Source organism: Halomonas sp. PR-M31, from assembly GCF_001039575.1.
Taxonomy (GTDB): Bacteria; Pseudomonadota; Gammaproteobacteria; order Pseudomonadales; family Halomonadaceae; genus Modicisalibacter.
Window position 1 is genome coordinate 110764 of the sequence record NZ_JIBT01000006.1, and the last position, 13388, is coordinate 124151.

Below are 13388 nucleotides of genomic sequence, written 5' to 3' on the forward strand. Positions count from 1 at the left end.
GCAAGGAGTCGTGGTTTACTAGATGAACTAGATAGGGTGTTCGAAGAACCGCATTATTGTAGTGATCGCTCCCTCTTCTTGCAAGAAAAGGCAGCAGCCTGTCAACGCCGTTGACGCACCACTTCATACAGACAGATACCGGCGGCTACCGATACATTGAGACTGGAGACACTGCCGGCCATGGGTAACGTGATCAGCGTGTCACAGGCTTCCCGGGTCAGGCGCCTCAATCCCTTGCCTTCGGCGCCCATCACCAGCCCGCAAGGCCGGTCAGATCGATGTCGAACAAGCTTGTTTGCGCTTCACCGGCCGTTCCACTCAGCCAGACTCCGGCCTCTTTAAGTCTTGCCATGGCCCGCGCCAGATTGGTGACTTGATAGACCGGCACGCTCTCTGCCGCACCCGAAGCCACCTTGCGTACCACTGCATTGAGAGGCGCGGACCTGTCCTTGGGTAAAATCACGCCATGGGCGCCCGCCGCATCGGCGCTGCGCAGACAGGCGCCGAGATTGTGCACGTCGGTCACGCCATCGAGGATCAGCAACAAGGGCGGTTCTTGATGCGGCCAGCCGTTGAGCCGCAGCATCAGCTCTTCTTCACTATGGACCGTGAGCGGCGTACAAAAAGCAACGACGCCTTGATGAGTGCCACCCTGAGCGACCTCATCAAGTACTTCGCGAGGGTGATGGGTCAAATGCGTGCCAGCATGGCGCGCTTTTTCAACTAGCGTGGATAAGCGCGTTTCCGCCTGTCCTTCCTGCACCCACAGCTCTCGCGGCATAGCATCCTGACTGAACAGAGCCTCGACCGCGTGCATGCCAAACACGGCATCCAAGCCGTTGGGTCTGGCCACCCCGGTCGATGGCGGGTTTTTGAAAGATTTATGCCTTGAACCCCGGGGTGAATTGCGGGGGCGGGATGAACCAGCGCGACTCACGACTTGTTGCCTGCGGACTTGCGCCTACCCCGCCGGGAACGGCTTGGCGTACCGTCCTTGCCTTTTTCGCGCTCTTTCTTGCCCGGCCGTGGCTTGCGTTTATTGGGCTTCGCCTGCTCCGTCTTTTCGCTCTCGGACGCCGGGGCACCTGCAGCACCGGCCTTGGGCTTGCGCGGCTGACGCTGCTTGCGAGGCTTTTCATCGATCAGCTCGAAGTCGATCTTGCGATCGTCGAGATCGACCCGAGCCACCTGCACGGTGACCCCATCCCCAAGACGATAGGCCATACCGCCACGTTCACCCTTGAGACGATGCTTCTCGGGCTCATAGTGATAGTAGTCCGAGGGCAATGAAGTGACATGGACCAGCCCTTCCACATACACATCATTGAGTCGCACGAAGATACCAAACCCGGTCACCGAGGCGATGGTGCCCTCAAAGATTTCGCCTACCTTGTCGGACATGAATTCGCACTTGAGCCAGTCGGCGACATCTCGGGTGGCGTCGTCGGCGCGGCGCTCCGTCATCGAGCAATGCTCACCCAATTCGACCATCTGCTCGAAGGTATAAGGGCACCATTGACTGGGTTTCTCCACGGGCGCCCCTTCGATTCGCTGTACCGTCGCGGTCTTGCGCGGCCCTCGAATTACCGAACGGATCGCCCGGTGCACCAGCAGATCCGGGTAGCGGCGAATCGGTGAGGTAAAGTGGGCATAGGCTTGATAGGCCAGTCCGAAGTGCCCTTCATTTTGGGGAGAATAAACCGCTTGGCTCATGGAGCGCAGCATCACCGTCTGAATGATATCCGCATCCGGTCGATCCTTGATCACTTCGCGCAGCGCCTGATAATCCTGAGGCGTGGGATCATCGCCACCCCCTAGGGACAAGCCCAGCTCGTTGAGAAACAGGCGCAGCTTGTCGAGGCGCTCAGGGGATGGCGGCTGGTGAATACGATACAGCGCCGGCAAGTCATGCTTATCGAGGAAACGCGCGGTCGCCACGTTGGCCGCCAGCATGCACTCCTCGATCAGCTTGTGGGCATCGTTTCGGGTGCGTGGGACGATGGCCTCGATCTTGCGCTCGGCGTTGAACAGGATTTCCGTTTCCGTGGTTTCGAAATCGATGGCGCCGCGTTGGCTACGGGACTGCCGCAGTATCTTGTAAAGCGCATGCAGGCTTTTCAATGACGGCAACACTGAGCGATAGCGATCGCAAAGCGCCTGACCTTCGGCGCTGTCCGGCGACTCGAGCATTTCCCCGACTTGGGTGTAGGTCAGTCGAGCATGGGAGCGAATGACCGCTTCATAGAACTTGTAACGACTGATCGCCCCGGTCTGGGAAATGTTCATCTCACACACCAGGGTCAAACGATCGACGTCAGGATTCAGCGAACAGAGGCCATTGGAGAGAAGCTCGGGCAGCATCGGCACCACCTGACCAGGGAAGTAGACCGAATTGCCTCGAGTATGCCCTTCCTGATCCAGCGCCGAACCGATGCGCACATAATGAGACACATCGGCAATGGCAACCAGCAGCTTCCAGCTCCCGGACTTGGTCTTCCAGGCACAGACCGCGTCGTCGAAATCCTTGGCGTCCTCGCCATCGATGGTGACCAGCGGCGTATCTCGCAGATCGACCCGATGCTGCTTGTCCGCCTCGAGTACTTCCGCGGAAATACCGGCAATCTCGTCTTCGACTTCCGGCGGGAAATCCGCGGGGATATCGTGACTACGAATAGCAATGTCGATCTCCATGCCTGGGTCCATACGCTCTCCCAGCACCTCGACGACTTCACCCACCGGCTGCATTCGGGTGTCCGGCTGCTGGGTGATCTTTACTGAAACGACCTGCCCATCCTTGGCACCACCCGTCGCCTTGTTGGGAATGATCACTTCGAGCGGAATACGCGAATTCTCGGGAATCAGTACACTGAATTCGCTGGAGCGTTCACGATAGATACCCACCAGTGTCTGAGTATTACGCACCAATATCTCGACAATAGTGGCCTCGTCGCGGCCACGCCGATCCCGGCCACTCACACGCGTCAAGACATGGTCACCATGAAAGACCCGGCGCATCTGGCGAGGCGGCAGCACCAGATCCGGTTTCTTACCGTCGTCACGAATCAAGAAACCAAAGCCGTCGCGATGCCCCAGCACCTTGCCCTTGACCAGATCGAGCTTGTTGATCAGGGCATAATTGCCACGCCGATCCCGCAATATCTGGCCGTCGCGCTCCATGGCCGCCAGGCGACGACGCACGGCTTCGAGTTGGTCCTCGTCTTCCAGGCCCAACAGCCGGCTCATGTTCTCGTGGGTAATGGGTTTACCGTACTCCTCAAGCCGAGATAGAAGATACTCCCGGCTGGGCACGGGCCGATCGTATTTGTGTGCTTCGCGCTCCGCCTGCGGGTCGTCGCTCAACGTCCAGTGGTTCATGAATGAAGCTTCCTCGAGAAGAAATGGGCGTGGGGCAGTCGGTATGAAGCAAGATAAGAATAAAGTGTCATGGGCGCAGTATAGCGCCGCCAGGGAAACGACCCAACCATCGCCTTTTGAAACACCACCTTCGGCGGCTGAAACGGTGTTTTCCTGCTTGCAATCCGACGCAGAATCGGTAATATGCGTGACCACTTGCCCGGGTGGCGGAATTGGTAGACGCGCTAGCTTCAGGTGCTAGTATCCTTACGGATGTGGAGGTTCAAGTCCTCTCCCGGGCACCAGCTCAAAGATTTCAGCAACACAAGCAACGATGATGCGCCCAGGTGGCGGAATTGGTAGACGCGCTAGCTTCAGGTGCTAGTATCCTTACGGATGTGGAGGTTCAAGTCCTCTCCTGGGCACCACACGCATCGCATCATCTACTGCTGCTTTCCCCTCGTTTCTGCTGTCGTTTTCCACTTGTCTTCTCGAATATTCAATAGCGTGACGGCAATCTGGCTACTTTGTCCAACCCCCATCCCTGCTTTCGAATACCGCTCTCCAGATTTGTTTCGACGTCATCCGGCAATAGAGCAAAGAAATCCAGGCCTGTCCGCGCCTCAATCTCGTCGATACTCACTAGATAGCGATCCAGCGGTTCGTTTCCCTGTACCGTTTGCGGCATGAGAAATGCCAGCGCTTTGGGCTGCTTGCTCGGCACCACGATGATCTTGTAGAACGCCTGGGGCACTTCGATCAGATCGACCCGGTTGAAGACATTATCGAGAAAATTCGATGGAAAGACGGGGCCCGTGATTACCTCAACAACCCCAAAGCGTGACACAAAGTGATCAATGACCACCTCTTCGAGGCGTTGCCAGAGCTTGCGGTTCAAGTTCGGTCGCTGGGGCGAAATGTTCGACATCAGGAAAGTTTGTTCCTGTGCATTGCGCCCATGCACCGTGGCAATGGCATAGTTGGGCGCCAGGTGGCCTCTATCGTAACCACTGCCAAAATAACTCTCTGGCGCAATAGGCCATAACGTTCGCCAATCCCGCTTGAAGTTAGGACGCTTGCCGCTATGAGGATCGTCGATCTCTCGCAGCTGATAACTCACCCACAATGGATTCACTCGCAGATCCGACCAGCCAATCAAGGTGCCATCGTTGCGCAATACCCGGTGGACATTGGTAAAACCGAGGGTGTCCCAGGTTGGCACACCCATCCAGCTCAACTGATCTCGAACGTCTTGCTCCTGCCAATACCACAAACCAGTGGCAACCGACACGAACAGCAATGAAATACCCAGGTTGCGCACCTGGCGGCGTACAAATGAAAAAGAAAGTAACATCGATCGCTTATTTGAATTTTATGTTGAAGCCAACCTATAAACCGACGCTGAACATGGTCTCCAAATCATGCCGGGAATGCACCTGCATGGCATTGAGCGTTTCGGTTTCACGAATGCCCTCGACTCGCATGAGTTGCTCTGTGACCAGCTCTGCCAGACTTTCGAAGTCACTGGTCCGAGCAATGGCGACCAGATCATAACGACCACAGGTCGAATAGACCTCGCTGATACCATCGACCTCTGCCAGACGTTCGGCGACGCCCTTGATCTGGCCCTTCTCGGCATTGATCAAAATCACCGCGTTTTGCATCGAAGGACTCCTTGCTTGTACAGCCGTTGAATATAGGTAAACGATTGTCGTAATGGGGCTACCCGATACTGATACGCAGTATATCAGCTATTCGTAAACCCGAAGCAGTTCAAATCCTGCTGACGCGCAGGTAAGCGCTCCAAACCGCTTCACAGTTTGCTGCTGTCGCCTTATTGCGCGACCAATTGCCGCGATCACAGTTATCCGGAAATTAGTGATTGCTGCCAGCATCGACTAGGATAGAAGCATCGAAACGTGGCGTTTCGATCTGCTGCAAGCATGGCAGCACAGTGCAGCAGTGCAAATTAGAGGCGAAAAACGCCCAAAAACCGTGACTTATACATGAAAAATCAAGGAGATACCATGGCTCAGCAAAGTCGCCGTGCGTTCATGCGCAATAGTCTACTCGGCCTCGCCGCTCTTCCCTTGGGCGTCGGCATTCTTTCCCAACGGGCTTTCGCCCAGGACCTGGAGCCCCTCGACCCCGAGAACCCTCAGGCAAAAGCGCTGAATTACGTCAAGAAAGCTGAAGAAGCTAGCGACAATCCGGCTTACGAAGATGGCGAAGTATGCTCTAACTGCATGTTCTTTCAAGAAGCCAATAACGGTTGTCAACTGTTCCCGCAGCATAGCGTCGAGCCTAATGGCTGGTGCCAGTCCTGGACCGAGAAGGCCTGATTCTTCGTCCGTAGGCTCAAGCAAAACGCGCTGGCATGCCCAGCGCGTTTTTCATTTCGAGTAAGTGCCGCATACAACTGACAAGAAGTGCGACTGTAGTCCGCGGGTTACCTTTCGCTTGTTTTGTCCGGCAACGGCCATTGATACCGTCGCACGATATCATCGCCTTCAAGAGAGGCCAGCTTGACCGGAAACCCCCACAAATGATGCAAATGACGCATGACCGGATAGACACTTTTGGCAAGCGGCCGTCGCCGATCTTGAACGTGATGCAACGTCAGCGAACGATCGCCGCGTATGTCCGCTTTCCAGACCTGAATATTGGGTTCGCGCACCGATAAGGCATACTGCACGGAAAGCGCTTCACGTACCCGCTGATAACCTCGTTCGTCGTGAATGGCCTCGATGGACAGCAGCTCTTCACTGTCATCATCCACAAGAGAAAACAGCTTCAGATCGCGAATCACCTTGGGTGACAGGAACTGCTGTACAAAGGACTCGTCCTTGAAGTTGCGCATGGCGAAATGAAGGGTATCGAGCCAGTCACTGCCTGCAATATCGGGAAACCACTCGCGATCCTCGTCCGTTGGTGTTTCGCAGATCCGGCGAATGTCGCTGAACATGGCAAACCCCAGCGCATAGGGATTGATGCCACTGTAATGGGGACTATCGAACCCTGGCTGATTGACTACCGCCGTGTGGGACTGGAGAAACTCGAGAATGAGTCCTTCATCCACCAGCCCTTCATCGAACAGCCGATTCATCAGCGTATAGTGCCAGAAGGTAGCCCAGCCTTCGTTCATGACCTGGGTTTGACGCTGAGGATAGAAGTACTGCGCCAGCTTGCGCACGATACGCACGATCTCGCGCTGCCAGGGGGCTAGCAAGGGGGCGTTCTTCTCGATGAAATAGAGCAGATTTTCCTGGGGCTCTTCTGGATAACGACCTTGCTGATGAAGACCTAGAGGATCTTCGTGGTCGTCCATCAGAGGCGTATCCAACGCCTCCGAGCGAGGAATCGTACGCCACAGCATGTTGACCTGGGATTGCAGATACTCCTCACGCTCGGTTTGACGCCGCGCCTCCTCCTCGGCGGAAATCGGTGATGGCCGCTTATAGCGATCGACGCCATAGTTCTGCAAGGCATGGCAGGCATCCAGCAATTGCTCCACCGCCGCCACGCCATGACGCTCCTCGCACTCGGAGACATACTTGCGGGCAAAGACCAGGTAATCGACGATGGCCGAGGCATCGGTCCAGGTACGAAACAGATAGTTGCCTTTGAAAAACGAGTTGTGACCGTAGCAGGCATGGGCCATGACCAGCACCTGCATCATCAGGGTGTTCTCTTCCATCAAATAGGCAATGCAGGGGTCGGAGTTGATCACGAGCTCATAGGCCAGCCCCATCTGCCCACGACGATAGGCCTGCTCGACGGAAAGAAACTGCTTGCCGAAAGACCAGTGATGATAGCCTACCGGCATGCCTACGCTGGCATAGGCATCCATCATCTGTTCCGAAGTGATGATTTCGATCTGGTTGGGATAGGTATCCAGGCGATACTCATCCGCGAGCCGTGCAATTTCGTGCTCGTAATCGGTGAGTATTCCAAAGTTCCAGTCGGAACCGGTGGCGATGGGGGTTTTCAAGTTCATGCTGCCTCCTGGCCATCCGCTATACGTCTTTCATTCACATGTTCCAGACTCATGCCTCGGCACGGCGGCGAAACAGTTCACGGAACACGGGATAGATATCCCCTGCCTCGACGATCTGACGCATGGCGAAGCGTTCGGGAAAATCGTCCTGCACACTCTCATACTCTTCCCACAATGCCTGGTGAGCATGGGGAGTGATCTCGACATAGGTGTAATACTGCAGGCGCGGCATTAGAGACTTGACCAGCAGCTCACGACAGGTCGTGGAGTCGTCGTCCCAGTTGTCGCCATCCGAGGCCTGAGCAACGTATAGATTCCACTGGGCGGTGGGATAGCGTCTGGTAACTATTTCGTCCACCAGGGTCAAGGCGCTCGAGACGATGGTGCCACCGGTTTCCCGAGAGTAGAAAAACTCCTCTTCATCGACTTCCTTGGCGGCAGTATGGTGGCGTACGAAGACCAGCTCCACCTTCTCGTAGTTTCGCTCGAGAAACAGATAGAGCAGCAGAAAGAACCGCTTGGCGATGTCTTTGTGGGACTGGGTCATTGAGCCGGAGACATCCATGATGCAGAACATCACCGCCTTATTGGATGGCTGGGGCTGATTGACCAGATGGTTGTAACGCAGATCGTAGGTGTCGATGAAAGGCACGGACTCGAGTCGTTTTTCAAGACGCTCGATCTCTGCCCTCAATTCGGTGACACGGGAAGGGTTGCGCAGCACTGGATCCTTGCGCTCTTCCATTTCCAAGGCTTCGATCGCCTCGCGCAGTGCCCGTCGAATGGGCGCCCGCATGGCAATACGCCGCGCCTGGGCCTCGCGCATGGAGCGCACGATATTGATGCGAGAAGGCACGCCGTCTTTTGAGATGCCCGCCCGCACCGGTTTGACTTCCTCGAGATCTACCAGCTGCTTTCGCTCCAGATGAGGAAGCTCCAGGCCGTCGAAGACGAACTCCAGGAACTCTTCCCGGGTCAGCGAGAAGGCAAATTCATCCATGCCCTCCCCTTGATCGGAGGCCCCTCCCTCTCCGGCGCCTCCGCCACCTCCCCCAGTGGGTCGGCGTAGACGATCCCCTTCAACGAACTCACGATTGCCGGGACTGACGATGGTGCGCTCACCCCCCGGCCCATGCTGAAATACCGGCTCGGAAATGTCCCGAGCCGGGATCGAGACCTTTTCACCCCGTTCCATGTCGGTGATCGAACGGCGATTGACTGCCTCTTCCACCGAGCGTTTTATATGTGTGCGATAACGATCGAGAAACCGCTGCCGATTCACCGCGCTCTTATGCCGTGCGTTGAGTCGACGGTCGATAAAGTAGCTCATTCTCACCTCCCTGCGCGGATTGCGCCCCGGCAAACAGAAAATACGTTTAAATATCGTCTATCTGCCGGGCAACGGGTCCTGCTACTGCGACTTGCGTACCCGTAGATACCACTCGGACAGCAACCGCACCTGCTTTTCGGTGTAGCCCCGGTCGACCATGCGCGCGACGAAATCCTCATGCTTGCGCTGATCCGAGGCGGACGCCTTGGCATTGAAAGAGATTACCGGCAACAGATCCTCGGTATTGGCGAACATTTTCTTCTCAATCACGCCCCTGAGTTTCTCGTAGGACTGCCAGCTGGGGTTCATGCCATTGTTTTGCGCTCGGGCGCGCAAGACGAAGTTGACGACCTCGTGACGAAAGTCTTTGGGATTGGAAATCCCGGCCGGCTTCTCGATCTTCTCGAGCTCTTCGTTTAGCGCTTGGCGATTGAACTGCTCGCCGGTCTCCGGGTCTCGATACTCCTGATCCTGGATCCAGAAATCCGCGTAGGTCACGTAACGGTCGAAGATGTTTTGGCCGTACTCGCTGTAGGATTCAAGATAGGCGGTCTGAATTTCCTTGCCGATGAAGTCCACATAGCGCGGTGCCAGGAACTCCTTGATGAAACGCAGATAGCGCTCATGAGTCTCTTTTGGCAGCTGCTCATGATCAAGGCGTTGTTCCAGCACATAGAGCAGATGCACCGGGTTGGCGGCGATCTCATGGGTGTCGAAGTTGAAGACCTTGGACAGGATCTTGAAGGCAAATCGGGTCGAGCGCCCATCCATACCTTCGTCGACCCCGGCGGAATCCCGATACTCCTGGATCGATTTGGCCTTGGGGTCGGTATCCTTGAGATTCTCACCGTCGTAGATGCGCATCTTGGAGTAGATGCTCGAATTCTCCGGCTCCTTCAAGCGAGACAGTACGGAGAACTGGGCCAGCATGCGCAGGGTATCCGGGGCACAAGGCGCGTGATCAAGAGAGGAGTGTTCGAGCAACTTCTTGTAGATGTTGATCTCTTCGGAAACCCGCAGGCAATAGGGCACCTTGACGATATAAACCCGATCAAGAAACGCTTCGTTGTTGCGGTTGTTGCGAAACTGCTGCCATTCGCTCTCGTTGGAGTGGGCCAGCACCACGCCATCGAAGGGAATGGCGCCCATACCTTCCGTGGGGTTGTAGTTGCCTTCCTGGGTCGCGGTCAGTAGCGGATGTAGCACCTTGATGGGCGCCTTGAACATCTCGACGAATTCCATCAGACCCTGGTTGGCTTTACACAACCCACCCGAGAAGCTGTAGGCATCCGGGTCGTCTTGGGAATAGAGCTCGAGCTGACGGATATCCACTTTACCTACTAGGGACGAGATATCCTGGTTGTTTTCGTCCCCGGGCTCGGTCTTGGAGATCGCGATTTGATTGAGCCGGGAAGGGTGCAGCCGCACCACCCGAAACTTGGAAAGATCACCGCCATATTCCTTAAGCCTTTTGGAAGCCCAAGGCGACATCACGCTCTTGAGATAGCGCTGCGGGATGTTGTATTCGCTTTCCAGCAATTCGCCGTCATGTTCCGGTGAGAACAGCCCCAAGGGGGATTCATAAACCGGTGAGTCCTTGACCGCATAGAAAGGCACTCGCTCCATCAGCAGCTTGAGACGCTCCGCCAGGGACGACTTGCCGCCCCCTACCGGACCAAGCAGGTACAGTATCTGTTTGCGCTCTTCGAGTCCCTGAGCCGCATGACGGAAGTACGCCACGATCTGCTCGATGGCATCCTCCATGCCATAGAACTCGGAGAAGGCTGGGTAACGACGGATGATCTTGTTGGCGAAAATACGTGATAAACGCGAATCCTTGGCGGTGTCGACCACCTCGGGTTCGCCGATGGCCTTGAGCATTCGCTCTGCAGCGGATGCATAGGCGGAAGGATCTTTACGGCATAACTCCAGGTACTCCTGAAGACTCATTTCTTCTTGCTGAACCTGTTCGTAACGGTTCTGCACATGATCGAAGATGCTCATTGAAGCCTCCTTGGTCGCGATCCCCGGTCACTCGACCCACGTCTGAGCTTTCCGGACAGGCGCATTTATCAGCATAGACGGATAAACTAGCTGGCGAGGGAGAGCTTGCCCTGCGTTTTCAACGCAACCTCATCTCACGCTCTTATTTAATTATTATGAACATCAGGGTTCTAGATTGGTTCGCCCTCGCAAATAAGGAAGTTGTGTAACAAAATTGTGTCACCCTTCTCATAAAGCTGCGGCCAGCCGTGTGCCTTGATCGATGGCGCGCTTGGCGTCGAGTTCTGCCGCATCAATCGCACCGCCGATCACGTGCACCGATACGCCAGCGCTCTTTAAAGGTTCAAGCAACTCCACCACAGGCTCCTGGCCGGCGCAGACCACGATACTGTCTACCCCCAGCAATCTTGTCTGATCATCGATACGCACATGCAGGCCTTCATCGTCGATCTTGAGGTAGTCGCATCCGGGAATGGCTTTGACGTCACGATGTCGCAACGAGACGCGATGCACCCAGCCGGTGGAGGTTCCCAACCCCTTACCCGGCTTGGAGGTCTTGCGCTGCAGCAGGTAGATTTGTCGCGGCGTATCTGGGCGCTGAGGCGCCTTGAGCCCACCGCGGTTGCTCACCGTGAGATCGACGCCCCATTCATCGTACCAAGCCGTTGAATCAAAGGTTGGATGCCCTTCATGAGAAAGTAACCCAGCCACGTCGAAACCGATTCCCCCGGCCCCAATGATGGCAACGCGGGCTCCGACGCGCTCTGGATGCAGGATCGCCTCCGCATAGCTGATCACCATGGGATGATCGCTGCCTGGGAGGGTGATCCCGCGGGGGCGCACACCGGTGGCGAGAACGACCTCATCGAAGCCGCGCAGGGTTTCCAGATTCGGCTCCGCGTTCAAGCGCACGTCGACACCATGCTTGTTCAGCATTGCCCGGTAATAGCGCAGCGTTTCGTCGAACTCTTCCTTGCCCGGTATCTTGCGCGCGAAGTTGAACTGCCCCCCGAGAATGTCATTACGCTCGAACAGCACCACATGATGGCCGCGACTCGCGGCGGTTATCGCACTGGCCAGGCCCGCTGGCCCCGCGCCGACTACGGCGATGGCTCTCGCTATATCAGCGGGAAGAATCTCGAGTTCGGTTTCATGGCAGGCCCGCGGATTGACCAGACAGGACGTCAACTTGCCCTGGAAGGTATGATCGAGACAGGCCTGATTGCAGGCGATGCAGGTATTGATCTCGTCGCTGAGCCCGGTCTTCGCCTTGGCAAGCCATTGCGGATCAGCGAGAAATGGTCGGGCCATCGACACCATGTCCGCGTGACCTTCCGCCAATACGCGCTCTGCCACTTCCGGCATGTTGATGCGATTGGTGGTGATCAGTGGAATCGAAAGCTCCATCTTCATGCGCCGGGTCACCTCGGTGAATGCCGCCCGAGGTACGCTGGTGACGATGGTGGGTATGCGCGCTTCGTGCCAGCCAATACCGGTATTGATCAGACTCGCTCCAGCGGTCTCGATGGCTTGGCCCAATGCCACCACCTCTTCCCAGGTACTGCCTTCCTCCACCAGATCGATCATCGACAGGCGGTAGATGATCAGAAAATCCTTACCCAGAGACTGGCGGATGCGTCTTACGATCTCCACGGGAAAGCGAATGCGATTGACGAACTCGCCGCCCCACTCATCCTCGCGCTGGTTGGTACGCAGACACACGAACTGATTGATCAGATAGCCTTCGGAACCCATGATCTCGACGCCGTCGTAGCCCGCCTCACGAGCCAGCTGGGCGCAATGCACATAGTCATCGATTTGAGTCTCGACCTCCTGGGCCAGGAGCGCCCGAGGCGTGAACGGATTAATGGGCGACTTGATCGCGGAAGGCGCCACCAGCTCCGGCGAGTAGGCATAGCGACCGGCGTGCAATATCTGCATGCAGATACGACTGTTCTCGGCGTGAACCGCCGCCGTCACCTCTTGATGCTGGGCTGCCTCCTGTGCACTGGTGAGCTTGGCGGCCCCTTGAAATACGGCGCCTTCGGTATTGGGGGCAATGCCGCCACTGACGATCAACCCCACGCCAGCCCGGGCACGTTCGGCATAAAAAGCTGCCAGACGCGTAAAACCGCCAGGCGCTTCCTCCAGGTTGGTATGCATGGACCCCATCAGCACGCGGTTCTTGAGCGTCATGCTGCCCACATCGAGGGGCCGAAAAAGATGGGGGTAGGCAGGCATGGCGCACTCCTCGCTCACAACGAGTTCAAACAATCGTATGAGCAGTGTAGCGAAGCACTAACAGGACACAAACCCGACTAAAGGCGCAAGATTCAAAAGTGTTGAAACCATGAATGAGTTGAAAATAGGAAGGGCTAGAACGACGAAACCCCAAGTCACAAGACTCAGGTTGGTATTATCAAACAACAATCGACGGTGGCGGACCGGACGGGACTCGAACCCGCGACCTCCGGCGTGACAGGCCGGCATTCTAACCGGCTGAACTACCGGTCCTTTTTAACTTCCGTGATTTCAATATGGTGGGTGGTACAGGACTCGAACCTGTGACCCCCAGCATGTGAAGCTGGTGCTCTAACCGGCTGAGCTAACCACCCTATCGATATGGCTATCAATAAAGCTTAGTCGATCAAATCGCATCGACTGAATTTATCTCACTGAATGACCAGATGGCGGACCGGACGG

At 56.3% G+C, this 13388-nt stretch carries 8 protein-coding genes, 4 tRNA genes and 1 pseudogene; 3 read left to right on the forward strand and 10 right to left on the reverse strand.

Annotated elements, in window-relative coordinates; genetic code table 11:
* Nucleotides 1–101: 101 nt before the first annotated feature.
* A pseudogene (gene rlmB / locus CH74_RS02975) lies at nt 102–817 on the reverse strand (23S rRNA (guanosine(2251)-2'-O)-methyltransferase RlmB).
* Between the two features lie 116 nt (nt 818–933).
* Complete coding sequence (rnr, locus tag CH74_RS02980) at nt 934–3375, reverse strand: ribonuclease R (protein ID WP_048305995.1); 2442 nt, start codon at nt 3373–3375, stop codon at nt 934–936.
* Nucleotides 3376–3572: 197 nt separating this feature from the next.
* Here rnr and CH74_RS02985 point away from each other — a divergent pair.
* Both CH74_RS02985 and CH74_RS02990 read left to right on the forward strand, forming a co-directional pair.
* A tRNA-Leu gene (locus CH74_RS02985) sits at nt 3573–3659 on the forward strand.
* A gap of 36 nt (nt 3660–3695) precedes the next feature.
* Nucleotides 3696–3782: transfer RNA gene (locus CH74_RS02990), tRNA-Leu, on the forward strand.
* 71 nt (nt 3783–3853) lie between these two features.
* Here the strand turns inward: CH74_RS02990 and CH74_RS02995 are convergent.
* Nucleotides 3854–4708 (reverse strand): DNA/RNA non-specific endonuclease, encoded by an 855-nt coding sequence (locus CH74_RS02995; RefSeq protein ID WP_048305996.1) that lies wholly within the window; start codon nt 4706–4708, stop codon nt 3854–3856.
* A 34-nt stretch (nt 4709–4742) separates the two neighbouring features.
* Nucleotides 4743–5018 (reverse strand): Lrp/AsnC family transcriptional regulator, encoded by a 276-nt coding sequence (locus tag CH74_RS03000; RefSeq protein ID WP_048305997.1) that lies wholly within the window; start codon nt 5016–5018, stop codon nt 4743–4745.
* 363 nt (nt 5019–5381) lie between these two features.
* On the opposite strand from CH74_RS03000, the gene CH74_RS03005 reads away from it, so the two are divergent.
* The gene (locus CH74_RS03005; protein ID WP_048305998.1) at nt 5382–5696 is read left to right on the forward strand and encodes a high-potential iron-sulfur protein; all 315 of its coding nucleotides are present in this window, start codon (nt 5382–5384) and stop codon (nt 5694–5696) included.
* A 107-nt stretch (nt 5697–5803) separates the two neighbouring features.
* Here the strand turns inward: CH74_RS03005 and CH74_RS03010 are convergent, their stop codons facing one another.
* The 6 genes from CH74_RS03010 to CH74_RS03035 all read right to left on the reverse strand — a co-directional run bounded on the left by CH74_RS03010 (nt 5804) and on the right by CH74_RS03035 (nt 13300).
* The gene (locus CH74_RS03010; protein WP_048305999.1) at nt 5804–7351 is read right to left on the reverse strand and encodes a SpoVR family protein; all 1548 of its coding nucleotides are present in this window, start codon (nt 7349–7351) and stop codon (nt 5804–5806) included.
* A 49-nt stretch (nt 7352–7400) separates the two neighbouring features.
* Complete coding sequence (locus tag CH74_RS03015; protein WP_048306000.1) at nt 7401–8681, reverse strand: YeaH/YhbH family protein; 1281 nt, start codon at nt 8679–8681, stop codon at nt 7401–7403.
* Between the two features lie 81 nt (nt 8682–8762).
* A complete protein-coding gene (locus CH74_RS03020; RefSeq protein ID WP_048306001.1) occupies nt 8763–10685 on the reverse strand; it encodes a PrkA family serine protein kinase in 1923 nt (640 codons plus the stop codon).
* A gap of 228 nt (nt 10686–10913) precedes the next feature.
* Nucleotides 10914–12926 (reverse strand): NADPH-dependent 2,4-dienoyl-CoA reductase, encoded by a 2013-nt coding sequence (locus tag CH74_RS03025; RefSeq protein ID WP_048306002.1) that lies wholly within the window; start codon nt 12924–12926, stop codon nt 10914–10916.
* Between the two features lie 196 nt (nt 12927–13122).
* A tRNA-Asp gene (locus CH74_RS03030) sits at nt 13123–13199 on the reverse strand.
* 24 nt (nt 13200–13223) lie between these two features.
* Nucleotides 13224–13300 (reverse strand) — tRNA-Val (locus tag CH74_RS03035).
* Between the last annotated feature and the right edge of the window lie 88 nt (nt 13301–13388).